At 64.6% G+C, this 25884-nt stretch carries 24 protein-coding genes; 12 read left to right on the top strand and 12 right to left on the bottom strand.

The genetic code is table 11. From position 1 onward, the window contains the following. Positions 1-262 (top strand): hypothetical protein (locus PARACOCCUSGL_RS22445; protein WP_237701520.1); only part of this gene is annotated, 262 nt, incomplete at its 5' end. 95 nt (positions 263-357) lie between these two features. Here PARACOCCUSGL_RS22445 and ychF read toward each other — a convergent pair. Continuing rightward, positions 358-1455 (bottom strand): redox-regulated ATPase YchF, encoded by a 1098-nt coding sequence (ychF, locus tag PARACOCCUSGL_RS0114220; RefSeq protein WP_010397835.1) that lies wholly within the window; start codon positions 1453-1455, stop codon positions 358-360. Between the two features lie 126 nt (positions 1456-1581). Here ychF and trpA point away from each other — a divergent pair, with 126 nt between their 5' ends. The 4 genes from trpA to PARACOCCUSGL_RS0114200 all read left to right on the top strand — a co-directional run bounded on the left by trpA (position 1582) and on the right by PARACOCCUSGL_RS0114200 (position 5457). Continuing rightward, a complete protein-coding gene (gene trpA, locus PARACOCCUSGL_RS0114215; protein ID WP_010397833.1) occupies positions 1582-2379 on the top strand; it encodes a tryptophan synthase subunit alpha in 798 nt (265 codons plus the stop codon). 119 nt (positions 2380-2498) lie between these two features. Further along, complete coding sequence (locus PARACOCCUSGL_RS0114210; protein ID WP_029372312.1) at positions 2499-3116, top strand: glutathione S-transferase family protein; 618 nt, start codon at positions 2499-2501, stop codon at positions 3114-3116. Positions 3117-3127: 11 nt separating this feature from the next. Next, on the top strand, positions 3128-4657 hold the full coding sequence (locus PARACOCCUSGL_RS0114205; RefSeq protein ID WP_010397829.1) for a VOC family protein: 1530 nt from the start codon (positions 3128-3130) through the stop codon (positions 4655-4657). Positions 4658-4863: 206 nt separating this feature from the next. Next, positions 4864-5457: an NADPH-dependent FMN reductase gene (locus tag PARACOCCUSGL_RS0114200; RefSeq protein ID WP_010397827.1), complete on the top strand. Its 594-nt coding sequence runs from the start codon at positions 4864-4866 to the stop codon at positions 5455-5457. Between the two features lie 30 nt (positions 5458-5487). On the opposite strand, the gene PARACOCCUSGL_RS0114195 is transcribed toward PARACOCCUSGL_RS0114200, so the two are convergent. Both PARACOCCUSGL_RS0114195 and PARACOCCUSGL_RS0114190 read right to left on the bottom strand, forming a co-directional pair. Then, positions 5488-5889, bottom strand: coding sequence for a DUF1801 domain-containing protein (locus PARACOCCUSGL_RS0114195; protein ID WP_010397825.1), 402 nt, complete (start codon positions 5887-5889; stop codon positions 5488-5490). Between the two features lie 139 nt (positions 5890-6028). Further along, complete coding sequence (locus PARACOCCUSGL_RS0114190; protein ID WP_010397823.1) at positions 6029-6973, bottom strand: ring-cleaving dioxygenase; 945 nt, start codon at positions 6971-6973, stop codon at positions 6029-6031. 119 nt (positions 6974-7092) lie between these two features. Here PARACOCCUSGL_RS0114190 and PARACOCCUSGL_RS0114185 point away from each other — a divergent pair, with 119 nt between their 5' ends. The 3 genes from PARACOCCUSGL_RS0114185 (at position 7093) to PARACOCCUSGL_RS0114175 (ending at position 10903) form a co-directional block, all read left to right on the top strand. Next, on the top strand, positions 7093-8046 hold the full coding sequence (locus tag PARACOCCUSGL_RS0114185) for a LysR family transcriptional regulator (protein ID WP_010397821.1): 954 nt from the start codon (positions 7093-7095) through the stop codon (positions 8044-8046). Further along, a complete protein-coding gene (locus tag PARACOCCUSGL_RS0114180) occupies positions 8043-9062 on the top strand; it encodes an LLM class flavin-dependent oxidoreductase (protein WP_010397817.1) in 1020 nt (339 codons plus the stop codon). Before PARACOCCUSGL_RS0114185 ends, PARACOCCUSGL_RS0114180 begins: the two co-directional genes overlap by 4 nt. 68 nt (positions 9063-9130) lie before the next feature. Further along, a complete protein-coding gene (locus PARACOCCUSGL_RS0114175; protein WP_010397815.1) occupies positions 9131-10903 on the top strand; it encodes a monovalent cation:proton antiporter-2 (CPA2) family protein in 1773 nt (590 codons plus the stop codon). Here PARACOCCUSGL_RS0114175 and PARACOCCUSGL_RS0114170 read toward each other — a convergent pair. The 7 genes from PARACOCCUSGL_RS0114170 to PARACOCCUSGL_RS0114140 all read right to left on the bottom strand — a co-directional run bounded on the left by PARACOCCUSGL_RS0114170 (position 10900) and on the right by PARACOCCUSGL_RS0114140 (position 18762). Further along, positions 10900-11463, bottom strand: coding sequence for a HutD family protein (locus PARACOCCUSGL_RS0114170; RefSeq protein WP_010397813.1), 564 nt, complete (start codon positions 11461-11463; stop codon positions 10900-10902). The genes PARACOCCUSGL_RS0114175 and PARACOCCUSGL_RS0114170 overlap by 4 nt on opposite strands. Before the next feature lie 31 nt (positions 11464-11494). After that, positions 11495-12523 carry an AbrB family transcriptional regulator gene (locus PARACOCCUSGL_RS0114165; RefSeq protein WP_010397811.1) on the bottom strand — a complete coding sequence of 343 codons (1029 nt, stop codon included), beginning with the start codon at positions 12521-12523 and terminating at the stop codon, positions 11495-11497. Positions 12524-12587: 64 nt separating this feature from the next. Then, positions 12588-14357, bottom strand: a complete 1770-nt coding sequence (locus PARACOCCUSGL_RS0114160) for a biotin carboxylase N-terminal domain-containing protein (RefSeq protein WP_010397809.1) — start codon at positions 14355-14357, stop codon at positions 12588-12590. Beyond that, positions 14354-15907 carry an urea amidolyase family protein gene (locus PARACOCCUSGL_RS0114155; RefSeq protein WP_138918356.1) on the bottom strand — a complete coding sequence of 518 codons (1554 nt, stop codon included), beginning with the start codon at positions 15905-15907 and terminating at the stop codon, positions 14354-14356. Before PARACOCCUSGL_RS0114155 ends, PARACOCCUSGL_RS0114160 begins: the two co-directional genes overlap by 4 nt. Positions 15908-15909: 2 nt before the next feature. Continuing rightward, on the bottom strand, positions 15910-16701 hold the full coding sequence (locus PARACOCCUSGL_RS0114150; protein ID WP_010397804.1) for a putative hydro-lyase: 792 nt from the start codon (positions 16699-16701) through the stop codon (positions 15910-15912). After that, positions 16698-17471, bottom strand: coding sequence for a LamB/YcsF family protein (locus PARACOCCUSGL_RS0114145; protein WP_010397801.1), 774 nt, complete (start codon positions 17469-17471; stop codon positions 16698-16700). The genes PARACOCCUSGL_RS0114150 and PARACOCCUSGL_RS0114145 overlap by 4 nt, the downstream gene beginning before the upstream one ends. Positions 17472-17526: 55 nt before the next feature. Then, entirely contained in the window at positions 17527-18762 is a 1236-nt protein-coding gene (locus tag PARACOCCUSGL_RS0114140) for an NRAMP family divalent metal transporter (protein ID WP_010397799.1), read from the bottom strand. 304 nt (positions 18763-19066) lie between these two features. Between PARACOCCUSGL_RS0114140 and PARACOCCUSGL_RS0114135 the strand changes: the two genes are divergently transcribed. The 4 genes from PARACOCCUSGL_RS0114135 (at position 19067) to PARACOCCUSGL_RS0114120 (ending at position 24239) form a co-directional block, all read left to right on the top strand. Beyond that, positions 19067-19744 carry a GntR family transcriptional regulator gene (locus PARACOCCUSGL_RS0114135; RefSeq protein ID WP_010397796.1) on the top strand — a complete coding sequence of 226 codons (678 nt, stop codon included), beginning with the start codon at positions 19067-19069 and terminating at the stop codon, positions 19742-19744. Positions 19745-19850: 106 nt separating this feature from the next. Next, positions 19851-21047, top strand: coding sequence for an HPP family protein (locus PARACOCCUSGL_RS0114130; RefSeq protein ID WP_010397794.1), 1197 nt, complete (start codon positions 19851-19853; stop codon positions 21045-21047). Positions 21048-21182: 135 nt separating this feature from the next. Further along, a complete protein-coding gene (locus tag PARACOCCUSGL_RS0114125; RefSeq protein ID WP_010397792.1) occupies positions 21183-22145 on the top strand; it encodes a glycosyltransferase family 2 protein in 963 nt (320 codons plus the stop codon). A gap of 9 nt (positions 22146-22154) precedes the next feature. After that, positions 22155-24239 (top strand): NAD-dependent epimerase/dehydratase family protein, encoded by a 2085-nt coding sequence (locus PARACOCCUSGL_RS0114120; protein ID WP_010397790.1) that lies wholly within the window; start codon positions 22155-22157, stop codon positions 24237-24239. On the opposite strand, the gene PARACOCCUSGL_RS0114115 is transcribed toward PARACOCCUSGL_RS0114120, so the two are convergent. Further along, on the bottom strand, positions 24240-24752 hold the full coding sequence (locus PARACOCCUSGL_RS0114115) for an AmiS/UreI family transporter (RefSeq protein ID WP_010397788.1): 513 nt from the start codon (positions 24750-24752) through the stop codon (positions 24240-24242). Between the two features lie 135 nt (positions 24753-24887). After that, positions 24888-25826, bottom strand: a complete 939-nt coding sequence (locus tag PARACOCCUSGL_RS0114110) for a hypothetical protein (protein ID WP_040602151.1) — start codon at positions 25824-25826, stop codon at positions 24888-24890. Positions 25827-25884: the final 58 nt, after the last annotated feature.

The following is a 25884-nucleotide window of genomic DNA, read 5'->3' as shown; positions in this document are numbered from 1 at the left end:
CCGGGTCACGTCTCGACGGAAATCAACATTCCTTGCCTTGAAAGCAGTACCTTCACCGTCAGAGCTTGCCGCCGGTCAGCTTGATGAGCAGGAACAGACCGCCACCGTCAGACAGTTTCCGGTCGTGATCAGTGGGTCTGACCGACCTGACCTTGGTGTCGATGGGCAGGTCTTCGGGGCATCGTTGGACTCCACTATGGGGAGAAGCACCCCCACGGTTGAACACGAGTACCCCCCAACTTTTCTGGATGCGGATAAATGACAGGAAACCTCAGCAGACCGGATTTAACTATATTTTAAATAATAATCTTAATTCAACGAGCACTGCTGAGGTTTACTGAACTCCGCAAGAAATCGTCAGGCGTTGAACAGGAAGTGCAGCACGTCGCCGTCCTGCACCACATAGGACTTGCCTTCGACACGCAGCTTGCCAGCCTCGCGCGCGCCGGCTTCGCCCTTGTAGGTGACATAATCCTCATAGGCGATGGTCTCGGCACGGATAAAGCCGCGCTCGAAATCGCCATGGATCACACCCGCCGCACGCGGGGCCGGCGTACCCTTGTGAATGGTCCAGGCGCGGGCCTCCTTGGGGCCGATGGTGAAATAGGTCTCAAGGCCCAGCAGCTTGTAGCCTTCGCGGATAAGACGGTCGAGACCGGCCTCATGCAGGCCCATTTCCTCAAGGAACATGGTCGCTTCCTCGGCGGGAAGCTGGCTGATCTCTTCCTCGATCCGGGCGGAAATCACCACATGACCCGCACCCTGCTCGGCCGCCATCTGCGCCACGCGGTCGGATTGAGAGTTGCCGGTTGCGGCCTTGTCCTCTTCGACGTTGCAGACGAAAAGCACCGGCTTTGCAGTCAGAAGCTGCAGCATGTCCCAAGCCTTGCGATCCTCATCCGCAACCTGAACGGTGCGGGCGGGCTTGCCCGATTCCAGCGCGGCCTGCGCGGCCTTGAGCAGCTTTTCCTGCGCCACGGCATCCTTGTCGCCACCCTTGAGCTTGCGCTGGATATTGGCCAGCCGGCGCTCGACAGATTCGAGGTCTGCAATCATCAGCTCGGTCTCGATGGTATCGGCATCGGCAAGAGGATCGACGCGGCCCTCGACATGGGTAACGTCGTCATCTTCGAAACAGCGCAGCACATGGGCTATGGCATCCACTTCGCGGATATTGGCCAGGAACTGGTTGCCCAACCCCTCGCCCTTGCTTGCGCCCTTTACCAGACCGGCAATGTCCACGAATGTGATGCGGGTCGGGATGATCTGCTTTGAGCCCGCGATCTCGGCCAGCTTGTCCAGCCGCGGGTCGGGCACCGCCACTTCGCCGACGTTCGGCTCGATGGTGCAGAAGGGAAAGTTCGCAGCCTGAGCGGCTGCGGTTTTCGTCAGCGCGTTGAACAGCGTCGATTTGCCCACGTTCGGCAGGCCGACGATCCCCATGCGAAAGCCCATGATGCACCCCTTTTTCCCGGAATTTCGCGCTTATTATGGGTCCATGACGCCCAAGTCCAGTGGCGGGCCGTTGATCTTGCCCCTCAAGCCGGGCTAGGGCTGTGCGGAACAAGAGGGAACAGGCGCATGACCAGAATCGACGACACTTTCGCGCGGCTGGCCGAAACCGGCGGCAAGGCCTTTGTCGCCTACATGATGGGCTGCGACCCGGATTTCGACCGCTCACTGGAAATCATGCGCGGCCTGCCCGACGCAGGCGTGGATATTATCGAGCTGGGCATGCCCTTTACCGACCCGATGGCGGATGGCGCCACGATCCAGGCGGCGGGCCAGCGTGCGCTGGCCGCTGGGGGCAGCGTCAGCCGGGTGCTGGAGATGGTGCGGGCCTTTCGCGCCGACAACAACAGCACCCCAATCGTGCTGATGGGTTATTACAACCCGATCTATGCGCGTGAAGGTGGCGTTCCGCGCTTTCTGGCCGATGCGGCCGAGGCCGGGGTTGACGGGCTGATCGTCGTCGACCTGCCGCCCGAGGAAGACGCCGAACTGTGCCTGCCCGCGCGCGAGGTGGGGCTGAACTTCATCCGCCTTGCTACGCCGACCACCGACGACCGTCGCCTGCCAGCGGTGGTCAAGAACACCAGCGGCTTTGTCTATTACGTCTCGGTCACCGGCATCACCGGCGGCCCCGCTGCCAATGCCGCCGAGGTCGCGCCCGAAGTCGCCCGCATCCGCGCCAGCGCCAACCTGCCAGTGGTGGTCGGCTTTGGCATCTCGACCCCCGAAGCGGCGCGGGCGGTGGCAAGCGTTGCCGATGGCTGCGTCGTCGGCTCGGCCATCGTCAGGCTGATCGGCGAGGGGCGCCCCGTGCCCGAGATCCTGTCCTTTGTCGCCGAACTGTCAGCCGGCGCGCATAGCGCCTGAGGGCTGAACCGCTCCTCCGTCGGCGCGTTCGATAGGGCAGAACACCACGTTCCCTCCCTTGCGGGTTGGAGAAACACGGTGCAACGCTATCTTGAACGCATCTGATGACGGAGGATTTCATGCCCACCCTGTTTTATCACGCCGGCGCATGTTCGCTTGCACCGCATATCGTGCTGGAATGGACCGGAACGCCCTATGAGGCTGTGGCGGTCGAGTTCGGCTCGCCCGAACTGTTGGCCGTGAACCCGGCCGGCGCCGTTCCGGTCCTGCGCGAGGACGACGGCTGGACCCTGACCCAGGCGGGCGCGATCCTGCATCACCTCGTGCGCAAGCACCCGCAGGCCGATCTGGGCGGCGGCGACGATCTGCACGCCTCGGCCGAATTTGACCGCTGGTCGAGCTTTTTCACCGGCGATTTGCATCCGGCCTTTTTCCCGGTCTTTACCCCCCGGCGCTATACCACCAGCCGCGAACAGGCCGACCACGACGCGGTACAAGAGGCCGGGCGCAAGCTGGTGCGCAAGCGGCTGGCGCAGCTTGATGCGCATCTTGAGGGGCGGGAATGGGTTCTGGACCGCCGCTCGGCGATCGACGCCTATGCTTTCCCGATGCTGCGTTGGGCCATGAAAGTGCTGCCCGAAGGCATCAGCGGCTGGGCCAATGTACAGGCCCTGCATGACCGTATTGCGGCCGATCCGGCCGTACAAACCGTTCTCGCCCGCGAAGAGAGCGCCTGAGGAGACAAACCATGCTGTCTGGCATCCATCACGTCACCGGCATTACCCGCCGGGTTCAGGCCAATGTCGATTTCTACGCCGGTTTTCTGGGCCTGCGTCTGGTCAAGCGCACCGGAGGCTATGAGGATGCCGAACAGCTGCACCTGTTTTATGGCGATGCGCTTGGCTCGCCCGGCTCTCTCATCACTTTTCTGGTGTGGGAGGACGGCGCACCCGGCCGCGTCGGCCATGGGCAGGTCTCGGAAATCGCGCTTGCCGTGCCCCCTGACAGCATCGGCGACTGGCTGACCCGCGCCATGACCGCGCGCGTGCCGGTCGAGGGGCCGCTGCGCGAACAGGGCGAAACCGTATTGCGGCTCAAGGACCCCGATGGCGTGATCGTCAAGCTGGTCGGGATAGCCCTGCCTGCGGCGGCTCCCCTGCCTGATCCGATCGCCCCGACGCGGCTGCGCGGCGTGACCATCCTGACCGAACAGCCCGTCGCGACACGTGAGTTTCTGACCCGCTTTGGCTATCAGCCCGGCGCGGCAGGCGGCGCGATCCAGCGTATGGAATCGGACACGGATATCATCGACGTCCGCGATGCCACCGGATTTTTCCCCGGCATCCCCGGCACCGGCATTCTGGATCACGTCGCCTTTCGCGCAGCCGATGCCGATGCGGTGCGTCAGATGCGGCTTGCGCTTAAGGGCACCGACGCGACCAGCGTGCACGACCGGAAATATTTCCTGTCGCTTTATGTGCGCGAACCGGCGGGGACACTTTTGGAATATGCGACCGACGCCCCCGGATTCACCGTGGACGAGGCCCCCGAACATCTGGGCGAGACGCTGTTCGTCCCGCCCCATGACGCGGCCCGCGCCGAAGATCTGCGCGTGATCCTGCCGCAATTCTCCCTTCCGGGAAAGGAAAGGCAACCGATGCGAGACCTGCATTTCGTCCATCGCTTTCACCGGCCGGACAGCCCGGACGGCAAAACCATCGTCCTGCTGCACGGTACCGGCGGTAATGAATCCGATCTGATGCCGCTTGCCCATCGCATGGCACCGAATGCCACGCTTTTGGGCGTGCGCGGCCGCTCATCCGAGGAAGGCATCAACCGCTGGTTCCGCCGCCATGACGCCGTGACCTATGATCAGGCCGATATCCGGGCCGAGGCCGAAGCTTTTGCCGGCTTCATCGCCGAGGCGGCGCGGGCCTATGATCTGGACCCGGCGGCGCTGACCTATCTGGGCTATTCGAACGGCGCGAACCTGCTTGGGGCGCTGATGCAGCTTTATCCCGGCCTGATCCGCAGTGCGGTCCTGCTGCGGGGCATTCAGGTGCTGGAAGAGCCCCCCACCCTTGAGCCGCAGGCGCTAAAGGACAGTCGCGTGCTGATGCTGACCGGTGCGCGTGACCCCTTTGCGCGCATGGCACCGGCGCTTGAACGGGCCTTGCAGGATGGCGGCGCGGCGCTTGAGGTGCAAACGCTCGACGCCGGGCACGAGCTGCAACCCGAGGATCTGGCACAGGGGAAAAGCTGGATCGACCGCGCCTGACAGGCACCCCGGGAATGACAGCGGCAGGCGGGTCAAAAGGCCCGCCTGTCCGTTTCTGCCCAGACATCAGGCCGTTCCAAAATATCGAACACTGTATCCGATGCCGGTTGGCTTGCCCGGAAACCCCGCAGGGGGCAGGTTAAGACCACGACAGTTATCCAAGGCCGCAACCGGCCCCCGAAAGATCATCACAAAGGATCACGAACATGACCCGCAAACCCCATATCGCCATTATCATCGGCTCGACCCGCGCCGCACGCTTTGCCGACAAACCCGCCGCCTGGCTGCTGGAGAATGCGCAAAAGCGCGAGGACATGACCTTTGAACTGGTCGATCTGCGCGACTATGACCTGCCGCTTTTTGACGAGGTCGCCTCGAACCTGTGGGTGCCGTCGCAGGACCCACGCGCGGTGAAATGGCAACAAAAGCTTGCCGAGTTCGACGGCTATATCTTTGTCACTGCGGAATATAACCACTCGGTCAGCGGCTCGCTCAAGAACGCGCTGGATCAGGCTTATAAGGAATGGAACCACAAACCGGCGGCAGCCATGGGTTATGGCGGCGTCGGTGCTGCCCGCGCCATCGAGCATTTGCGCGGCATCGCGGTCGAGTTGCAGATGGTGCCGCTGCGCCATGCCGTGCATCTGGGCGGGGGCGATTTCTTCAAGGTCTCGCCGCTGGGTGCCAATGGCGAGATGACCGAGGTCGAGGCGAACCTGCTGCCCTCGCTCAACGCCATGCTCGATGAACTGAACTGGTGGGCCGAGGCGACCATCGCCCAGCGTGCCAAAACCGCCTAAGGCGGTCAGATCAGCAAAAAGACGGGGCGGTCATTCTGGCCGCCCCTTTTTCTTGCTCTGGTTCAGGGCCACGGCGGCACGGATCAGCGCCTTCAGCGCCCCGGCGTCGATCTGGTCACCCGCGCGCAGATCGATGGCGCGGCGGGTGTTACCCTCCAGACCGGCGTTAAACAGACCCGAGGGATCCTCAAGCGACGCACCTCTGGCGAAGGTCATCTTGACCACCTGCCTATAGGTCTCGCCCGTGCAGATGATGCCGTCATGCGACCAGACCGGCACGCCGCGCCATTTCCATTCCTCGACCACCTCGGGATCGGCCTCGTGGATCAGGGTGCGCAACCGCGCCAGCGTCTCACCCCTCCAGTCCCCCAGCTCTGTGATCCGGGCGTCAATCAGCTCTGAGGCAGGCTGGTCCGTGTCCGGCTGGATCATTCCCCACTCCCCTATGTCCTGTTGCGTGTGCCAGGATGGAACCAAACACCCGCTGGCCGCAACCGTTCCCATCGGCGCCGGAACATATGAAAAAGGCCGCCGGATCGCTCCGACGGCCTTTCATGTCAGGGGGTACGTCTTAGTCCAGCGGTTTCAGTCGCGCCTCGATCATCGCGCGCTGACCTTCCAGGAAGGGCGGCAGCGACAGCGTTTCGCCAAGGCTCTCCAACGGCTCATCCACGGCGAAACCGGGGTCGTCGCTGGCGATCTCGAACAGGTTTCCACCCGGTTCGCGGAAATAGAGCGAGCGGAAATAGTAACGTTCGACCTCGCCCGAGTTTGGCACCCGCATATCGGACAGACGCCGCGCCCATTCGTGGATCGCCGGTTTGTCGGGCACGCGGAAAGCAACGTGATGCACCCCGCCCGCACCCGGACGCGCCACCGGCAGATCGGGCTGGACCGCAACATGCAGCTCGGCCGAAGGGCCGCCCTGCCCCATCTCATAGACATGGACCGTGCCCTGCCCGTCGGGGCTGGCATAGTCGCGGACCTTGCGCAGGCCCATGACCTGGGTCAGCACGAGCTCGGTCGGGGCAAGTTCAGGTACCGAAATGGTGATCGGCCCCAGCCCGTGGATCTGATGCTGCGCCGGCACCGGGCTTTTCTCCCAAGGCGCGGTCACGGCATCGGGTGCATCCTCGGTCAGACGGAAACGCTGGCCCTCGGGGTCCTCGAAATCAAGGCTCGCGCGACCGTCGAGGGATGCAATCTGCCCAAGGCTCAGCCCGCGGTCAGCCAGCCGCCCGGCCCAGAAGTCCAGACTGTCGCCCGCAACCCGCAATCCGGTGCGGCTGATCGAATGCGTCCCGCGCCGCTCAGGCGCTGCCGGCCAGTCAAAAAAGGTCAGGTCAGTGCCGGGACGGGCCAGCCCGTCAGCATAAAACAGGTGATAGGCGCTGGTATCGTCCTGATTGACGGTCTTTTTCACCAGCCTCAGCCCCAGCGTGTCGGTATAGAACCGTTTGTTGCCGGGCGCATTCGCCGTGATCGCCGTCAGGTGGTGAATTCCGGTGAGCTCCATGATGGGCCTCCTTTCTCTTGGCACCAATATCGGGCATGGGGGCCGTTTCCACCACAGCAGCGGCGGCGAACCTTGTGTTCGCCTATTGCGAACGCCGGCACAGCAGGTAAGCTTGCGCCATGCGCTATGACCTGAACGATCTTGAGACATTTCTGACGGTGATGGAGCTTGGCACCGTCACCGCCGCCGCCGCCCGTCTGAACCTGTCTAAATCTGTGGTCAGCAAGCGGATCACCGATCTTGAGGGCACGCTGGGCGCGGCGCTGTTTCGCCGCAACGCCGGCCGCATCACCCCGACCGAGGCCGCTTTGCGTCTGGCCGAACGTCTGCGCCCCGCGCTGACCGAGCTGATTGCCGCCGCCGAAAGCACCGCATGGGATATGGACGGGCTTGCCCCCTTGCGCGGCAGCCTGTCGATTGCCGCACCGATGACCTTTGGCGTGATGCATCTGGGTCCGATCATCGCCCGTTTCGCCGCCCTGAACCCCGAGCTTGAGATCAGCGTCGATTACGACGACCGCGCCCGGGACCTTGCGCGCGAGGGTTTCGACATCGGCATCCGCATCGGCAAAATGCGCGACAAGGCGCTGATGCAGCGCAAGCTGTGCGAAGATGAAAGCGTCGTCTGCGCCAGCCCCGCCTATCTGGAACGCAAGGGTCGGCCCCGGACACTGGCCGATCTGCGCGATCATGAGGTGATCGGCTACAGCCACCTGCCTAACAGCCAGCTATGGCAGTTTCAGGACCGCGACCGCTTTGTGTCCCCGGTCGTGCAGGGACGGCTGTCGATGAACAATGGCGAGGCGATCCGCGACATGGCGATCGGGGGGCTTGGTCTGGCCATCCTGCCCGGTTTCATCGCCGCGCCCGCGCTTGCCGACGGGCGGCTGGAGCGGGTGCTTGAGGGCTTTGACACAAGGCCGCTGCCCGTGGTCGCGGTCTGGCCCCCGGTTTCCCCCATGCCTGCCAAGCTGCGCCGGTTTGTCGACCATCTGGCAGCCGAGCTGCACCGCCCGCCATGGCAGGCCCCCCTGTCCCAGCATCCCCCCGCAACCACCGAGGCGACCCCGTGAAAAAGATCGGATTCCTGTCCTTTGGTCATTGGTCGGACGAACCCGGCTCACAAAGCCGCAGCGCACAGGACACGCTGCTGCAATCGATCGAGCTTGCGGTTGCGGCCGAGGAACTGGGCGCGGACGGTGCCTATTTCCGCGTCCATCACTACGCCCGCCAGCTTGCCTCGCCTTTCCCGCTGCTGGCGGCAGTGGGCGCGCGTACCAGCCGCATCGAGATCGGCACAGCCGTCATCGACATGCGCTATGAAAACCCGCTTTACATGGCAGAGAACGCCGGGGCTGCCGATCTGATTTCGCAGGGAAGACTGCAACTTGGCATCTCGCGCGGCTCACCCGAACAGGTAATCGAGGGCTGGCGCTATTTCGGCTATTCGCCCGCCGATGGTGAAAGCGATGCCGACATGGCCCGCCGCCATGCCGAGATGTTTCTGAACGTGATCGAAGGTCACGGCTTTGCCCGTCCGAACCCGCGCCCGATGTTTCCCAACCCGCCGGGCCTCTTGCGGATCGAGCCGCATTCGGCCGGTTTGCGTCAGCGCATCTGGTGGGGGGCGGCGTCGAACGATACCGCCCGCTGGGCGGCGCGGCTGGGGATGCATCTGCAAAGCTCGACCCTGAAAACCGATGAGACGGGCCAGCCATTTCACATCCAGCAGGCCGAACAGATCCGCGCCTTTCGCGAGGCATGGGCAGCGGCGGGGCATGAACATGAGCCGCGCGTTTCGGTCAGCCGCTCGATCTTTCCGCTGATCGACGACCGCGACCGCCGCTATTTCGGTCGCGGCGGGCAGGACAGCGACCAGGTCGGCTTTATCGAACGGACCCGCTCGATCTTTGGTCGCAACTACGCAGCCGAGCCCGACCGCCTGATCGAAGAGCTGCGCGCCGATGAGGCCATCGCCGAGGCTGACACCCTGCTTTTGACCGTGCCGAACCAGCTTGGCGTCGATTACAACGCCCATGTCATCGAGGCCGTGCTGAAACACATCGCCCCCGCGCTTGGTTGGCGCTGAGCATGGTGCTTTGTGATCGACAAGGCCCGGTATAGGCTGACCCGAAACAGAGCGCGAACGGAGGGTAAATGGCAACAGAGGTAACAGCCGCCGCCGAGGCGGCAGGGCATGGTGGCGGCCTGCCGCTGCTCAGCGTGGTGGTCTTGCTGGCGGCAGCGGTGCTGGCGGTCCCCCTGTTTCGCAAGATGGGCCTGGGCTCGGTCCTGGGCTATCTGGCGGCGGGGCTGGCGATCGGACCCTTTGGCCTTGGCTTTTTCCACGACCCACAGGCAATCATCCATGTCGCCGAACTGGGCGTGGTGCTGTTTCTGTTCGTTATCGGGCTGGAGATGCAGCCGTCGCGCATCTGGGCGATGCGGGGCGAGATATTCGTCCTTGGCTTTGCGCAGGTGCTGCTGGCCATCGCATTGCTGACCTGCGTGGGGCTGGCGCTGGGTTTCCCGGTCGCGGCCAGCTTTGTCTCGGGCACCGGCTTCGTGCTGACCTCGACCGCCATCGTCATGCAGATGCTGGCCGAGCGCAATGAAATCGCCCTGCCCAAAGGCCGCCGCATCATCGCCATCCTGTTGTTTGAGGATCTGGCCATCGTCCCCCTATTGGCAATGGTCGCCTTTCTGGCCCCGGGAGGAGAAGAGGTCACCCTGCCCCAGCGCCTTGCCGGCGTTGCCATCGGGCTGGGCTGCATCGCCGCGCTGGTTGCGGCGGGGCGCTATCTGCTGAACCCGATGTTCGCCTTTCTGGCGCGCTTTGGCGGGCGCGAGGTGATGACCGCCGCGGCGCTGCTGGTGGTGCTGGGCTCGGCACTGCTGATGCAATGGGGCGGGCTGTCGATGGCGATGGGCGCGTTCCTGGCCGGGGTGCTGTTGTCGGAATCAAGCTTTCGCCACCAGCTTGAAGCCGATGTCGAACCGTTCCGCGGCCTGCTTTTGGGCCTGTTCTTCCTTGGCGTCGGCATGGCGCTGGATTTGCGCATCATCGCCGGAAACTGGGCACTGATCGCAATCTGCGTGCCAGCCTATATGCTGTTGAAGATGCTGGTGATCTATTGCGTAGGCCGGACGCTGCGTGCCAGCCGGTCCGAGGCGCTGGAACGCGCGGTGCTGATGGCGCAGGGCGGCGAATTCGCCTTTGTGCTGTACTCCAGCGCCATGCAATTCGGCATTATCAACGGCCAGAACAACGCGGTGCTGACCGCCATTGTCATCGTCTCGATGGTGCTGACACCGCTGATGGTCATTCTGCATGATCGCCTGGCACCGAAACCCGCACCATCGCTTGACGGGGTCGAGGCCGCGCAGGGGTTAGAGGCACGGGTCCTGATGATCGGATTCGGCCGTATGGGTCAGATCATCAGCCAGCCGCTGATCGCGCGCGGCCACTCCATCTCGATCATCGAGAAGGACCCCCAGACCATCCGCGACGCCAATGAATTCGGCTTCAAGATCTGGTATGGCGACGGGGCGCGGCTGGACATCCTGCACTCTGCCGGGGCGGGGAACGCCAGCCTGATCATCGCCGTTCCCGGCGACCGCGAGGCCACCACCCGCATCGTCGAGCTGATCAAGCACGAATTCCCGCTGGTGCCGGTCATCGCCCGCGCCTTTGACCGCGAGCATGCGCTGGAACTGATCGAGGCCGGAGCCGATTTTCAGCTGCGCGAAACGCTGGAAAGCGCCTTTGTCATGGGACGCGAGGCGCTGTTGCAGCTGGGCGATGACCCTGACGAGGTCGACGAGGTCATGGAAGAGATCCGCGGCCGCGACGCCGAACGCTTCAAGATGGAATGCGTCGGCGGCATATTTGCCGGCCGCGATCTGTTGCTGAGCAACCGGGCCGATTAGGCGTCGTCGATCTCGATCAACCAAAGGTCAGGGGCGGGGCCGACCGGCAAGGCCGCCTCGGCCCCCTCACAATAAAGCGCATCCAGCGGCTCCAGCGCCATCGTCTTACCCGCGAATTCCAGCGTTACCGGCGCGGTGGCAAGTAGCAGCCGCCACTGCGGCGCGCCGGTGGCCTGCGTGCTTAGCCGTGTCAGCCGGTGGGTAAAGGCGCCGCGCCGGGTCATCACGTTCAGATCGATGATCGGCCCGGCCAGCAGCCGCGCCGAGGTCGGCACATCGGCGGCAAAGGCCATCGGTTCGGAATCAGGCGTCAGTTGCCGGGTCGGCGTACCCTGAACATGCAGCTCGATCCCCTCGCCGGTCAGCACGGCAAGCGTCCGGTCGATCTGGGGAAAGATCGAGAAATCACCGTCCTCGCTCACTCCGGCCATGCTGATACGCCAGCCGAAATCAGCCAGCCCCGCGCCGTGGGGGTGAACGGCGATCTCGACCGTCTCGCCCCGACCATTCTTCCACGGCATGCGGCGGTGTTCGGCGGCTTTCAGGATGCGATGGCTCATGCGGATACTCCCCTTTTTCCCTGGCCCGCGGCTAACGCCGTCCCAGCAGCTTACCCACCACCGGACCCAGCAGGATGACGATGATCATCCGCAGCAGATGGTGACTGACGACATAGGCCAGATCGGCCCCGGCGATCAGGGCAATGACCACCATCTCGGCCTGTCCGCCGGGCAAAAATGCCAGAAATGCGTCCAGCCCCGAGGCAAGACCCAGATGCACGATCGCCTCGATAAAGATCAGGCTGATCGCGGCCAGAAACAGCGCATAGACGATGCCCGCCGTCACATGCAGACGCAGTTCGCGCAGGGTAATGCCGGCGTATTTCACCCCCACCGCGATGCCGATGAAAAATTGCGCGGCCTGTATCATCTCGGCCGGAGGGCGATGCGTGATCAGCCCCGACAGCGACAGCGCCGCAGTCAGCACCATCGGCCCAAGGATCGAGGCCCCGAACAGGCCCAGCCGCTCGGCGACCTTCCAGCCGATCAGGCCCGCAGCAATCATCAACGCGATCTCGGTAAGGCCGGTGGCACGCATCGGCGCACCGGGGGGCTGGGACAGGTCCACACCCCACCATGTCGTCATGATCAGCGGCGCGACGGTGACGATCACCAGCACCCGAGTCGCATGGATCAGCGACAGGGCGCGGATATCACCGCCCGCCTCTTCGCCGAAAACCAGCATGTCCTGCAACCCGCCGGGCATTGCCCCGTACCATGCCGTCGCATGATCAAAACCAAAGACGCGGCGAAACAGCGGATAGCCGACCAGCGCGATCACCGCGATGAAGCCCGGCACGAACAGCAGCGAGGCAGCGACATCGGGCAACTCGGCCAGAACGCCGGGCGTGATCGAAGCACCGACCGCCACGCCAAGGATGGTGCGCATGAAGATGCCGAACTGTCCCGCCCCAGCCAAAGGCACGCCCACAAGCGCCGCGATCAGACAGGCCAGCATCGGGCCAAGCAGCATCGGCAACGGCAGATGCAGCAGCAGAAAGACCGCACCGCCAAAAGCGGCCAGCGCGAAGGTCAAAAGGCGGCGTTTCGGCAGGCTCATGATCTTTCCCGGCGGGCACCTTGACGCCGAATTGGCACGGCCCGCCGGGGAATGTCAAAGCGCCTTAGCTGATCCGCGCCAAGGGCGACCCAAAGGCAAGGACCGCGCCCTGTTCGGCGATCCGCGTCAGCTTGCCCGATTGATGGGCCTCGATACGGGTTTCCATCTTCATCGCCTCGATCACAGCGACAAGCTGACCCTCTTCGACCTCGGCCCCATCCTCGACCTGCCACAGCGTCAGCGTGCCGGGAACCGGGGCGGTCAGCACTGCGGCATCCACCTCGGCCTCGGCAACCTGCGGGACAGCAGCGCCCCCCGCCGGCAACGCGGCCAGCAGATTCGCTGGCAGGCCCAGTTCGTGCCGCTTGCCGTCGATTTCGACCGCAAGACGCAACAGCGGTGCCTGCGGGGCCGGGGCGACGCGGGCATGAGGCGCGACCGCCTTGGCCAAGGCGTCGGCAAAGTCGGTCTCGATCCAGCGGGTATGAACGCGGAAATCACCGCCCTCGGCGCGGAAATCGGACTGGTCCAGCACCGCGCGGGCGAAAGGCAGGACCGAGGCCACGCCTTCGATACGGAACTCGCGCAGCGCCCGCTGGGCCCGTTGCAGGGCCTCTTGCCGGGTCGCTCCGGTAACAATCAGCTTGGCCATCATCGAATCAAAGCTGCCCGGCACCACCGAACCCTGTGTCACGCCGCTGTCCAGCCGGATGCCCGGCCCAGAAGGGGCATCGAACACCTCGACCGGCCCGGGAGTGGGGAGGAACCCCCGGGCCGGATCTTCCGCATTGATGCGGAACTCGATGGCATGGCCGCGCGGCTCGGGCACCGATTCGTCGGCCAGCCGTGCACCCTGCGCGACGCGGATCATACCGCGGACCAGGTCGATACCGGTGGTTTCCTCGGTCACCGGATGTTCGACCTGCAGGCGGGTGTTGACCTCAAGAAATGAGATCGTGCCATTCGCGGACAGCAGATATTCGACCGTCCCCGCCCCCGAATAACCGGCATGAGCACAGATGGCGCGGGCGGAATCATGCAGCCGCGCGCGCTGGTCGTCACTCAGGAAGGGGGCCGGGGCCTCTTCGACCAGCTTCTGGTTGCGCCGTTGCAAGGAACAGTCACGGGTGCCGATCACCTTGACCGTGCCGTGCTTGTCGGCCAGCACCTGCACCTCGACATGGCGCGGACGGTCAAGGAATTGCTCGATGAAGCATTCACCACGACCAAAGGCTGTCAGCGCCTCGCGCGTTGCCGATTCGAAAAGCTCTTCGACCTCTTCCAGCCGCCATGCGACCTTCATACCGCGCCCGCCACCGCCGAAAGCGGCCTTGATGGCGATGGGCAGGCCGTGTTCGCGGGCAAACTCCAGCGCATCGGCTGCGCTTTCGACCGGGCCGGGCGTGCCGGCAACCAGTGGTGCACCAACGGATTCGGCAATGCGGCGGGCCTCGATCTTGTCGCCAAGCGCCTCGATCACGCTGGGGTCCGGACCGATCCAGATCATCCCGGCATCCTGCACAGCCTGGGCAAAATCCGCGCGCTCGGACAGGAAACCATAACCAGGATGGATCGCATCAGCCCCCGCCGCCCGGGCGATGGCGATGATCTTTTCCGCATCCAGATAGGTCTCGGCCGGGGTATCGCCGCCAAGGGCATGTGCCTGATCGGCCATGCGCACAAAGATCGCATCGCGGTCGGCATCGGCATAGACGGCGATGCTTTCGATACCCTCGTCACGGCAGGCGCGGATCACCCGGACGGCGATTTCGCCCCGGTTGGCGATCAGCAGGCGGCGGATCGGGCGGGTGGGGCCGGTGGCGAAAATGGTCATGCGGGCCTCTCTGGCGTGATGGGTGCGAAATCGGCGCGGGCGGTAAAGCGGATGCGGGCGCCGGGCGGGATCTGCCCGGCCAGATCCAGCGCCTCGGGGCGCAGGGTGGCAATGACCGGATAACCTCCGGTCAGGGGATGGTCGGCCAGAAACAGCACCGGCTGACCGGAATGGGGGATCTGGATCGCCCCGGTCTCGGTCCCTTCCGAGGGCAGCTCGGCCGCGTCCTCACGCGTGATCGCATCGCCCTGCAAACGAATGCCAACGCGCGAGCTTTGCGGCGTCACCAGCCATTCCTGCGTCAGGAAATGCCGGATCATTGCGGGCGTGAACCAATCGGCGCGAGGACCCAGCATCACGGGCAGTTCGACCAGATCACCGGGTTTGGGCAACTCGGGCTCAGTCCCCTCGGCCACCACGGCGACGGCCGAATGATCTTCGGGGGCAAGCACCGCACCCGCCGTAACGGGATCGGGGCCGACATGGGCCAGCGTATCAGTCGCGGCCGAGCCAAGAACCGGCGCAACCCGGAAACCGCCACGCAGGGCCAGATAGCTGCGCATCCCGGCCTGAGGCGGATCAATCGTGATCTCATCCCCCGCGTCCACGGCAAAGGCCGCGCCGCGCGGGATGGAATGTCCAGCCACGCTTGCCTGTCCCGCGCCGGTCAGCGCCAGGGTCATGGGCAGGTCGGCACATAGCCGGACAGGACCCAGCGTGATTTCAAGAACCGGCAGGTCCGAGGCATTGCCAACCGCGCGGTTTGCACGCCGAGCCGCGCCCATATCAAGCGCGCCCGAGGCCGAAACCCCCTGCCCGCCCTGACCGGGCCGTCCTTCGTCCTGAAAAACCATCGGAAAGGCGGTCGAGATCACGCGCAGCCCTTTGGCAGGCCGCGGCTGGGGAATCGCGGCAGAGGGGTGGACCTCGGCCCTTCGCGCCACGAAACGGCAGCGCACGCCGGGACGCAGCAGCGCGGGTGGATCGCGGTCCAGATCCCACATCGGCACTTCGGTCTGGCCAATCAGCTGCCAGCCGCCGGGGGTTTCCTTCGGATATACGCCGCAAAAACGCCCGGCCAGCGCCACCGAACCCGCAGGAATGCGGGTGCGCGGCGCAGGACGGCGCGGCAGATCGAAACGCGCATCATCGCAGGTCATATAGGCGAACCCGGGCGCAAAGCCGCAAAAGGCGACCTGCCAGGTGGCTTCTTGATGGGCTGTGATAACCTCGGCCTCGCTTAGCCCCATATGGGCGGCGACATCGGCCAGATCCTCGCCACCATAGGTCACGGGCAACTCGACCGTTTCGCTGGCGCGCGCATTGGGCGGCGTGCCGGGGGCGGGCTGGCGCGCCAGAATTGCGCTGGCCAGCCGACCATCGGCAAAAACGCCGGGGGCAGTGCGAATCATCAGCGTCCGCGCAGCCGGGATGATCTCGGCCACGCCGGGCACCGGATCGGCCAGCAGCGCGTCAAACAGCGCCAGCGTCTGATCCAGATCCTCAAGCTCGGCCAGAAATGTGCGGGGACCGACAGGCAGAAAACGCATGCTCATACCTGCCAATGCGTGTCCGGCACGTCGGTAATGAACATGTAGCCCGGCGCATGGGTAATGGCAAAGGGCGGTTTCGACGCCATGACCGCTGCCTGCGGGGTCACGCCGCAGGCCCAGAACACCGGCACTTCGCCCGGCCTGACCTCGACCGGATCGCCGAAATCGGGCCGCGCAAGATCGGCGATGCCCAAGGCCTCGGGCGCGCCGATATGGACAGGCGCACCATGTACCGCCGGGGTACGGCCCGAGATCATCGCCGCCTCGGCCACGCGCGCAGCCGGGATGGGGCGCATCGAGACGACCATCTTGCCCTGCAACCGCCCCGCCGGCCGGCAATCGCGGTCGGTCAGAAACATCGGTACGTTGCAGCCCTGCGAGATGTGGCGGATCTCGATCCCTGCCTGTTGCAGCGGGGTTTCAAAGGTGAACGAGCAGCCGATCAGAAAGGTGACCAGATCGGGATGCTCGGCCCATGCTGCGGTCGCGTCGGGGGTTTCTTCGACCAGCTCACCGTCACGCCAGATGCGATAAAGCGGGATATCGGTACGCAGATCAGCGTCCGAAGCCAAAGCCGTACGGTGGCTGCCGGGGTCGGTCACGTCCAGCACCGGGCAGGGCTTGGGGTTACGCTGCGCATAAAGCAGGAAATCCCAGGCCCAGTCCCTGGGCAGCGAGATCATGTTGCACTGGGTGAACCCCGGTGCCATGCCCGCGGTCGGACGCGCAGCGCCTTCGCGGCAGGCCAGCCGGGCCGCACGGGCCAAGGCAGGATCGGGCAGCAACGTCATGCCGCGCCCCCCGCGGCCGGGGCAATCGCTACCCCACCCGCCAGCAGCACCTCGCGGATACGGGCAGCCATGGCCACCGCCCCGGGACTGTCGCCATGCACGCAAATGCTGTCAGCATGAAGATGCAGGGTCGAACCGTCTGCCGCCTCGATCTTGCCCTCGGTGGCAAGGCGCAACATGCGTGCAGCGACCGCCTCGGGGTCGTGCAGGACCGCCCCCGCCTCGCGGCGTGAGACCAGCTGGCCATCGGGACGATAGGCGCGGTCGGCAAAGGCTTCGGCAATGGTGGGCAGCCCCGCTTCGGCCGCTTGCGTCAGGATCTGCGACCCGGCAAGGCCCATCATGGCAAGCCCCGGATCAACGGCCTTGATCCCCTCGATCACCGCCGCGCCCTGTTTGGGATCAACGGCGATGGTGTTGTAAAGCGCGCCATGCGGCTTGACGTAGCTGACGCGGGTGCCGGCGCTGGCACAGATGCCTTGCAGCGCGCCGATCTGATAGATCACATCCGCGACCAGCTCGGCATGGGTCACATCCATCGGGCGGCGACCAAAGCCTACACGGTCGGGATAGGAAACATGAGCCCCGACCGCCACGCCACGCGCCGCCGCCTCACGCACGGTGGCAAGGATGGTCAGCGGATCGCCGGCGTGAAAGCCGCAGGCAACATTGGCCGAGCTGACGATGCCCAGCATTGTGGCGTCATCGCCCATCTTCCAGGCGCCATAGCCTTCCCCCAGATCACTGTTCAGGTCGATGTTGCGGGTCATGTGTTCCTCCGGGAATTCGGGCGGCAGGCCCGGACGGGCCCACCGCGATCATGGTTCAGGCGCCCAGGAAGGCAAAGATCGGGCCGATGGATTTGATGCCCATATACCAGGTCAGGGCGCAGACCAGCGCGCTGGCGACAAGCAGCGGCCGGTTATAGATATGCCCGCCCATCAGATCGGCGCGCGCAAAACCGATATAGGTAAAGATGGTCAGGCCGATGGGCAGGATCAGCCCGTTGAAACCGCCGACAAAGACCAGAATGGCGGCCGGCGCGGTGCCAAGCGACAGATAGACCGCCAGCGAGATGGCGATAAAGATCACCGTGGCGATGTTGCGGTCACGATCGCTCATATTGCGGAAGGCAACGAGGAAGCTGACCGAAGTATAGGCCGCGCCGATGACCGAGGTGATGGCGGCAGCCCAGAAGATCAGGCCAAAGATCCGCATGCCCCAATCGCCCAGCACCACGGCAAAAGCCTGCGCGGCGGGGTTCGCAGCCTGACCCGACAGATCCAGCGTCACGCCCGAGGCGACGACGCCAAGAATGGCGAGGAACAGCACGAAACGCATCACGCCGGTCACCGCGATCCCGGTCAGCGAGGCGCGGGTGACGGCGGCAAGATTGTGCTCGCCCACCAGCCCCTTGTCCAGCAGGCGATGCGCGCCGGAATAGGTGATATAGCCGCCCACAGTGCCGCCCACGATGGTGGTAATGGTCGCGAAATCGACGATCTCGGGCAGCACCATCTGGCGCAGCGCCTCGCCCACCGGTGGGTTCGACACAAAGGCGACGATCAGCGTCATCACGATCATCAACAGCCCCAGCGCGATCAGCGAACGGTCAAGCAGCAGCCCCGCCCGGCGCGACAGAAAGATACCGATGGCCAGCGCCGCCGACAGTGCACCGCCGATCTTGGGCTCAAGCCCGAACATCGCGTTCAGACCAAGCCCCGCCCCGGCGATATTGCCGATGTTAAAGGCCAGCCCGCCGATCAGCACCAGAATCGCCAGCAGATAGCCCGAGCCGGGGATCGCCGCATTGGCGGTGTCCGAGGCATTGCGCCGCGTCAGCGCGGTGATGCGCCAGATGTTCAGCTGCACCACAAAGTCGATCAGGATCGACGCAAGAATGGCAAAGGCAAAGGCAGCGCCCAGCTTTGCCGTAAAAGTCGCGGTCTGGGTGATGAAACCCGGCCCGATGGCCGAAGTCGCCATCAGGAAGATCGCCGCCATGAACCCACCGCGCGCGGCGGCTGAGGCGGCAGAGGGGGAGTTGACGGATTCGGCCATCGGTCTTGCTCCTGCTGCAAGGGTGGAGTGCGTCTTGGGAATACCTGAATGTGAATTCAACAAGACAATCCGTCAACGATAATTTGACATTCCATGCGATATTGTTGAACATTTTTGTTCGCAGACAAGAACGATTTGCCCATATGCTGGGCATTTTGCCAGTTTTTTGTCCCATCTCCTGATACTGTTCCCGCTTGCGCAGGACCAGAAAAACCGTCGAATCGTCGTACGATGCCTTGTCTGCCCTGCGCCTCTCGGCCAAGATCGCCGGACCTTTCTCGCACGAGCCCCAGACCGCCAGTCCATGACCAAGGAACCCGCCGCGCCAGCGGACAGCCGCGACTCTTCCCTAAGCCTTGCCGAGGGCATCGCTGCCCGGCTGCGCGATCAGGTCACCGGCGGGACCCTGGTGCCCGGCCAGCGCCTGTCCGAGGCACGGCTTGCGGCCGAACTTGAAATCTCGCGCAATACGCTGCGCGAGGTATTCCGTCTGCTGACCCGCGAAGGCATCCTCAGGCATAAGCCGAACCGGGGGGTTTTCGTCGCGGTACCCTCGATGGCCTCGATCCTTGATATCTATCGCGTGCGGCGGCTGATCGAGGTGCCGGCCCTTGCGCAGGCGTGGCCCGGCCATGCCGCCGTCACCCGCATGCATAACGCGGTGGAACAGGCGAAAGAGCTGCAAAAGATCCCCGATTGGCGCGGCGTTGGCAGCGCCAATATGGAATTTCACGCCGCGATCGTCGCCCTGACCGACAGCCCGCGACTGATCCAGTTCTTTACCCAGATCATCGCCGAGCTGCGGCTGGCCTTTGGTCTGCTCGACAGCCCCGAACTGCTGCACCAGCCCTATATCCCCCGCAATGCCGAAATTCTGGGCAAACTTGAGCGTGGGGACCCCGCCGCAGCCGCACGGATGCTTGATGATTACCTGAACCAATCCGAACGCGCTGTGCTGGAGGCCTTTGCCCGTCTGGGCTGAGGTCATTGCCGCTCAGCCCTTCCGGGGACTTGCAACCTGCCCGTTCCTGCGACAATTAGGCGCATCGGAAGCCCGTTTTCCGGGCAGGCGCGAAGGATCAACCCAGATGACCAGACCGGCCGGGGCCGTGCTGCATCAGATTGCGCAGGCACTTGGGCCGGCGATTGCGCCCGGCTCGGCGCGCGAGGCACTGCGGGCGGGTATCGGCGCATTGGCAGGGCTGGGCATCTCGGGCCTGTTTTTGCTGTCCCCGGCGATTGACCTGCAGCTGGGACTTTACATGATCGCCCCGTTTGGTGCGACCTCGGTGCTGGTCTTTGCCGTGCCGAACAGCCCGCTGGCGCAGCCCTGGTCGGCAGTGGTCGGCAATGCGATCGCCGCGGCCGTCGGCGTGCTTGCCTGTATGCTGACGTCTGACACGGCGCTTTGCATTGCGCTGGCTGTCGGGGCGACGATCACGGCAATGATCCTTTTGCGGGCGGTGCATCCCCCGGCGGGTGCTGTCGCCATGACAGCGGCGCTAAGCCCCGATGCAATCCGCGAGCTTGGCTTTCACTTTGTGCTGGCCCCGGTTCTGGCCGGGACGGTCGCGCTGGTCGGCTTTGCGATGATCTATGCCCGGCTGACCGGGCGGCGCTATCCTTTTCGCCAGTTCGACGAGCCGGGACCACATGGCACCGCCGATCACCCGGCGATGGAGCGGCTGGGCCTGTCCCGAGAGGAACTGACCGAGATCCTGCAACGCTATCGCCAGTCCCTGAACCTGGGGGTCGAGGATCTGGCCCGGCTGATCGGAGCCGCCGAATTGCAGGCAGCCACCCATCATACCGGCCCGCTGACAGCGGCGGATGTGATGTCGCGCGACCTTGTCACCGTGTCGCCTCAGACCCGGCTGGTGCAGGTCGCCGATATCTTTCGCCGCCACGGCTTTACCTCACTGCCGGTGGTCGAGGATGACAATCAGTTTCGCGGCGTCATCTTTCAGCTGCATCTGATCCGCCGCGCGCGCGAGGACGCCTTTCGTCACGACCGCCGGTTCCTGTCCGCCATGTCGGACCTGCTGAACCCGCGCCGCTCGAACCCCACCCGCGCCCATGAGATCATGCAGACCGATTCTCCGCATGTTGCGCCCGATACGCCCATCGCGGCGCTGCTGCCGCTGCTTGCCTCGGGGGAATGCGACGCGGTGCCGGTGCTGGACGGGCCGCGAATTGTCGGCATCGTGACCCAGACCGACCTGATCTCGGCGCTGGCCCGCCAAAGCCTGCGACAGGAACTGGCCGCGCCCGACATCACCCCCTAGTCGGCGCAGATCGCCCGGCGATGTGCGATCCGGCACAGTCACACACCGGAACATGACGATAACGACAGGTCCTGCCGCATTGTAGAGCAAGCGGCGGCGCGGCTAGCTTCGCCGCAGCATCAGACCGGGGGAATCATGGGCGAACCGACACTTGGTGCGGTAGCCATCGGCCGCAACGAAGGCGACAGGCTCAGGGCCTGCCTGCGCTCGCTGGTGCCCCTGTGCCAGCGGGTCGTTTATGTTGACAGCGGATCGGGCGACGACAGCGTTGCCTTTGCCCGCAGCCTTGGCGTTACAGTGGTCGAGCTGGACCGCAACCGCCCATTCACCGCCGCCCGCGCCCGCAATGCCGGGTTCGAGGCGCTGCTGCAGGGCGGAGAGCTTGATCTTGTGCAATTCATCGACGGCGATTGCCGGGTCGAGGCCGACTGGCTCGGGGCCGGTGCCGCCGCCTTGCAGGACGACCCCGAACTTGGCCTGGTGACCGGCTGGCGCTCTGAGATCCGCCCAACGGCATCTGTCTATAACCAGATGTGCGAGGTGGACTGGCACCGCCCCGCCGGCCCCATCGCCACCTGTGGTGGCGACATGATGGTGCGCGTCGCGGCCTTTCGTCAGATCGGCGGCTTTGACCCGGGCGTAATCGCGGCCGAAGACGACGAATTCTGCCTGCGTCTTGCCAAGGCAGGCTGGAAGCTGTTGCGCCTGCCCAAGCAAATGACCTGGCATGACGCCGACATGACCCGTTTTGGCCAGTGGTGGAAACGCACCATCCGCAATGGCCACGGCTTTGCGCAGGTCGGCGCGATGCACCCGCCGCATTTCCGCCGCGAAAAGCTGCGGGTCTGGGTCTATGGGCTGGTGCTGCCACTGCTGTTCCTTTTGGGGCTATTTGTCAGCGGCTGGTTGTCAGTGGCTGTGCTGGCGCTTTACGCCCTGTCCTTCTGGAAGACATGGCGCGGACTAAAAGACCGGCCTATGGCGGTAGAACAGGCCGCGCTGCTGACGCTGGCCAAGATCCCCAGCCTTTGGGGAATGCTGACCTATTTCCGCCGCCGTCAGCGCGGCGATGACATGCATATTATCGAGTACAAATAGGGGTTTGCCATGACTTCGGAGCTGCGCGTCGGAATCATCGGGGCCGGCTATATCGCCTCGTGGCACGCCGATGCGATCAAGGCCGCGCCGGGTGCGCGCCTGGTCGCCGTCTGTGACCCGGCCGGCGACGCGGCCGGGGCACTGGCCGCCAGCCACGGCATCGCCGCCTTTACCGATCTGGACCAGATGATCGCGGCCGGAGTCTGTGACGTGGTTCATATCCTGACCCCTCCGAACCTGCATTGCGACCTGGCGGTGAAATGCCTGGGTGCAGGGCTGCATGTGCTGGTTGAAAAACCCGTCGCCCTGTCGGTGGCCGAAATCGACACCATGCGCGCCGCAGCCGATGCCGCTGGCCGTCAGCTTGGCGCCTGCCACAACTTTCTTGGCCTGCCCGGTTATGGCCGGCTCAGGCAGGCGGTGCAGGCAGGTGATCTGGGGCTGGTCTCAAGCGCACAGATCAACTGGGCACTGCCGCTGGTTCCGCTGCGCTCGGGTCCCTATGGGCTGTGGATGCTGCGCGAGACGCAGAACCTGCTGCGTGAACTGGGCCCGCATCCGTTTTCCTTTGCGGTGGACCTGTTCGGCCCACTTGAGATCGAACATGTCAGCCTTGGCCAATGGATCACCCTGCCCGGCGGCGACAAGCGCCCGCAAAGCTGGCGCATCCTTGCCCGCGCCGGTCAGGTGGATGTGACGATCAACCTGTCGCTGGTCGAAACCTTTGACGACCGCTCGGTCTGCCTGCGCGGCTCGGCCGGGATGGCGCGGCTGGATTATGCGGCGGACGCGCTGGTCATCACCCGCGACAACACCGCAGATCTGGTGCTGAACCCGCTGATCAAAGAGATGTCACGTGCCGGGTCGCATCTGCGCGAAGGGCTGCGCAATGCCTTCCGGCAGGCTGCATCCCTGAACCAGAAAAGCCCTTATGGTCTAAGTTTCCGCGCCACGATCTCGGCCTTTTACGACGGCATCCGCGCGGGCGAGCCTGATCCGCGCTTTGCCCCCGCATCGGCCCAAGACGTAATGCAGGGCATCGACGACGCGCTGGCACGCCTGCCCGCCCTGCCCGCTGCGCCGGCCCGCCCCGCCGGGATGCCGCAGCCCCGCGTCATGGTAATCGGCGGCACCGGCTTTATTGGCCGCAACCTGACCCGCAGGCTGGTTGAGCGTGGCCATGAGGTGCGCGTGCTGTCCCGCGGCGGGAACGGACCCTTTGCCGACTTGGCCGATCACGTCCAGACTGTCGGCGTTTCGCTGCGCGACGAGGACGCGCTGACCGAGGCGATGCAGGGTATGGACTGCGTTTTCAACCTTGCAAAATCGACCGACAAAAGCTGGCAGGCCGCGCTGGAGAACGACGTCGCCACGACCGAGCACATCGGCCGCACCGCGCTTCGCGCAGGGGTCGGACGCCTGATCCACACCGGCACCATCGCCTCATATGATATGTCCGACCCTGCCCGTACGATCACCGAGGCGACCGATTTCGGCGAAATGGAAAGCCGTAACATCTATGCCCGTTCAAAGGCCGAGGGCGAACGACGGTTGCTTGCCATGCAGGCGCAGGGCCTGCGGCTGGTCATCGCCCGTCCCGGCATCGTGCTGGGCGACGGCGGTCCGTTGCAGCATTGGGGCATCGGGCGCTGGCATGGCGCCGGTGCGGTCAGGCTGTGGGGCAATGGCCGCAATATCCTGCCCTTTGTGCTGGCCGATGATGTCTCGGACGGGCTGATCGCGATGATGGAACGCGACGAGGCCATCGGCGAAAGTTTCAACCTGATCGGTGAGCCGATGTTTACCGGCCGCGACTATTTCAAGGCCATCCATCGCCGCACCGGGGCCAGGATCGGGGTCAGCGGCTCAAACCTGACTGCGCTATGGCTGGTCGATGCAGCGAAACAGGGGCTCAAACGCTACGCCCTGCGCCGCCCTGACGCCGCACCCGCATCCCGCGCGGATTGGAAGTCACGCGGCCATCTGTCGCCTTTCGACAACGCCAAGCCCAAGCGCCTGCTGGATTGGCAGCCCGAAAGCGACCGCGAGGCCTTCTGGCGCCGCGCCATAGATGAGGCGCATCTGTTCCGGTGATCAGATCAGCCCATCAAGCAGCAGAAACCCCGGCAGCCAGCCGGTAAATATCCCCGCCAGCAGCGTGACCCACGCCGTCTGGCGCTGGATCGGCCGGCCAAGTGCCAGCAGCATGAAGTACATAAACCACAGAACACTCCAGACAGCCCAGTTAGCGGCCAGCCACAGTTCGGTCCCCGAACCTGCCGCCGCAAGTGCGCGCAGGAAAACCGGCACAGTGGTTACGGCAACGAACAGGCTGAACCAGCCAAGCCCGCGCCCGTCTACACCGCTAAGCCGGTTATAGGCGACCCACAGGTAGGTGGTGCAGAACAACAGGCTTAGCGCGCCATTGCGGATGCTGGCGGCGCTGGCGCCCGCGCCAAAGGCGTCATGCAGCACCGCCGCCCCTGAAACCAGCGCGGTGATAATGTTGATGACGACGATCTCACGATCGGCAATACGGCCCATCAGCCACAGCCCGTTCAGAAACAGAACGGCACCGACATAGAACAGCACGAACCCGGTAAGCATCGAACCTCCTGCGCAGGGCTGACCGCCGATCGGGCAGTTGCCCGCCATGCAATCAGTCATGCCTGCCAAGAAGGCAGAATCAGCGCCGGATCAACGGGGTTATTTTCAATCCAGCGTAAAATCAGCGTTCGGATTTCATGGATTAATGCCAGTCAAAGGCTCGGCCAGGACCACTTCCCACACCAGTTCCTGCATGTGCCGCGCCAATTCCGGCGAAGGCGCATCGGCGGGGGTGCCATCGGCACGCAGCAACTGATGCGGCAGGCCGACCGGGCTTTTGCCGTAAAGCACCGCATAATGGGTCAACGCCACCAGATAGATGCCCAGATCATTAGGATGGATCGTATCAAGCGAGCCGTCGGGATTGCGGGCAAAAAGATCCTCGCGCGAGGTCAGCTCAGCGATACCGCCCGCCTCGGCCTCGGCCACCAGACGCGCCATCACCTGCCCGGCGGGGATCAGCCAGACCGGTCTGCCCGCCGCCCGCGTGGCGGGCCAAAGCAGTCCGGGCTTCCACATGGTTTCCAGATCATCTGGCAGACGCCCCAACCATTCGGGCCGATCGTCCAGCGCATGCCAGCTTTCATACAGAAAGATCTGGGTATCGGGATTGCCTGCCGCGGCCTCGGCCGCCCATTTCCCGGCGTGTGCACTGCTGTCTTTGTAACGCAGCGCATCCTTGAGCCGCACCATCTCGGTCATGACAAAGGCGTCGTATTCCCCCGATTTCAGCGCCTCATGCGCATCACGGTAATGCGGGGTGGCGTTCTCTTGCTCAAAACCGCTGATCGCCCCGCTACCCTGAAAATGTTCGCTCAGCGCCGTGCCCCAGCCCAATTGCAGCGCATAATCATGCCCCTGCCCGGCCAGTTGCGCCAGCATGGCCGGCATGTCGCGCCCCACAAGGCTGTGGCCCAGATGATAGACCCGCAACGGCCCCGATGGCAGCACCCGGCCAGACTGGTAAAGCGCCTGCACATCGGCATCGTCATCCGCCGCTGCCCGTTGCACATGACGCCAGTAAAGCAGCGCCGCCACGGCAATCACGACCAGAAAAGCAACCAGATAGCGCATGTCGCCCCCGTCCCGAACCAGTGACAGGATAGCAAAAGGGCCGCCACCCCGAAAGGCG

Origin of the sequence: Paracoccus sp. TRP (assembly GCF_000185925.1) — a bacterium.
GTDB lineage: Bacteria > Pseudomonadota > Alphaproteobacteria > Rhodobacterales > Rhodobacteraceae > Paracoccus > Paracoccus kondratievae.
This window is presented reverse-complemented; position numbering and strand designations above follow the sequence as displayed.

Coding starts and splice junctions, on each gene's coding strand:
- PARACOCCUSGL_RS0114200 (WP_010397827.1), top strand. CDS start 4,864: ATGACCCGCAAACCCCATATCGCCATTATCATCGGCTCGACCCGCGCC.
- PARACOCCUSGL_RS0114195 (WP_010397825.1), bottom strand. CDS start 5,889: ATGATCCAGCCGGACACGGACCAGCCTGCCTCAGAGCTGATTGACGCC.
- PARACOCCUSGL_RS0114145 (WP_010397801.1), bottom strand. CDS start 17,471: ATGACCCGCAACATCGACCTGAACAGTGATCTGGGGGAAGGCTATGGC.
- trpA (WP_010397833.1), top strand. CDS start 1,582: ATGACCAGAATCGACGACACTTTCGCGCGGCTGGCCGAAACCGGCGGC.
- PARACOCCUSGL_RS0114165 (WP_010397811.1), bottom strand. CDS start 12,523: ATGAGCCTGCCGAAACGCCGCCTTTTGACCTTCGCGCTGGCCGCTTTT.
- PARACOCCUSGL_RS0114135 (WP_010397796.1), top strand. CDS start 19,067: ATGACCAAGGAACCCGCCGCGCCAGCGGACAGCCGCGACTCTTCCCTA.
- PARACOCCUSGL_RS0114155 (WP_138918356.1), bottom strand. CDS start 15,907: ATGCGTTTTCTGCCTGTCGGTCCCCGCACATTTCTGGCCGAGCTTGAG.
- PARACOCCUSGL_RS0114115 (WP_010397788.1), bottom strand. CDS start 24,752: ATGCTTACCGGGTTCGTGCTGTTCTATGTCGGTGCCGTTCTGTTTCTG.
- PARACOCCUSGL_RS0114205 (WP_010397829.1), top strand. CDS start 3,128: ATGCTGTCTGGCATCCATCACGTCACCGGCATTACCCGCCGGGTTCAG.
- PARACOCCUSGL_RS0114170 (WP_010397813.1), bottom strand. CDS start 11,463: ATGAGCCATCGCATCCTGAAAGCCGCCGAACACCGCCGCATGCCGTGG.
- PARACOCCUSGL_RS0114125 (WP_010397792.1), top strand. CDS start 21,183: ATGGGCGAACCGACACTTGGTGCGGTAGCCATCGGCCGCAACGAAGGC.
- ychF (WP_010397835.1), bottom strand. CDS start 1,455: ATGGGCTTTCGCATGGGGATCGTCGGCCTGCCGAACGTGGGCAAATCG.
- PARACOCCUSGL_RS0114140 (WP_010397799.1), bottom strand. CDS start 18,762: ATGGCCGAATCCGTCAACTCCCCCTCTGCCGCCTCAGCCGCCGCGCGC.
- PARACOCCUSGL_RS0114175 (WP_010397815.1), top strand. CDS start 9,131: ATGGCAACAGAGGTAACAGCCGCCGCCGAGGCGGCAGGGCATGGTGGC.
- PARACOCCUSGL_RS0114130 (WP_010397794.1), top strand. CDS start 19,851: ATGACCAGACCGGCCGGGGCCGTGCTGCATCAGATTGCGCAGGCACTT.
- PARACOCCUSGL_RS0114190 (WP_010397823.1), bottom strand. CDS start 6,973: ATGGAGCTCACCGGAATTCACCACCTGACGGCGATCACGGCGAATGCG.
- PARACOCCUSGL_RS0114150 (WP_010397804.1), bottom strand. CDS start 16,701: ATGACGTTGCTGCCCGATCCTGCCTTGGCCCGTGCGGCCCGGCTGGCC.
- PARACOCCUSGL_RS0114185 (WP_010397821.1), top strand. CDS start 7,093: ATGCGCTATGACCTGAACGATCTTGAGACATTTCTGACGGTGATGGAG.
- PARACOCCUSGL_RS0114120 (WP_010397790.1), top strand. CDS start 22,155: ATGACTTCGGAGCTGCGCGTCGGAATCATCGGGGCCGGCTATATCGCC.
- PARACOCCUSGL_RS0114160 (WP_010397809.1), bottom strand. CDS start 14,357: ATGACCATTTTCGCCACCGGCCCCACCCGCCCGATCCGCCGCCTGCTG.
- PARACOCCUSGL_RS0114110 (WP_040602151.1), bottom strand. CDS start 25,826: ATGCGCTATCTGGTTGCTTTTCTGGTCGTGATTGCCGTGGCGGCGCTG.
- PARACOCCUSGL_RS0114210 (WP_029372312.1), top strand. CDS start 2,499: ATGCCCACCCTGTTTTATCACGCCGGCGCATGTTCGCTTGCACCGCAT.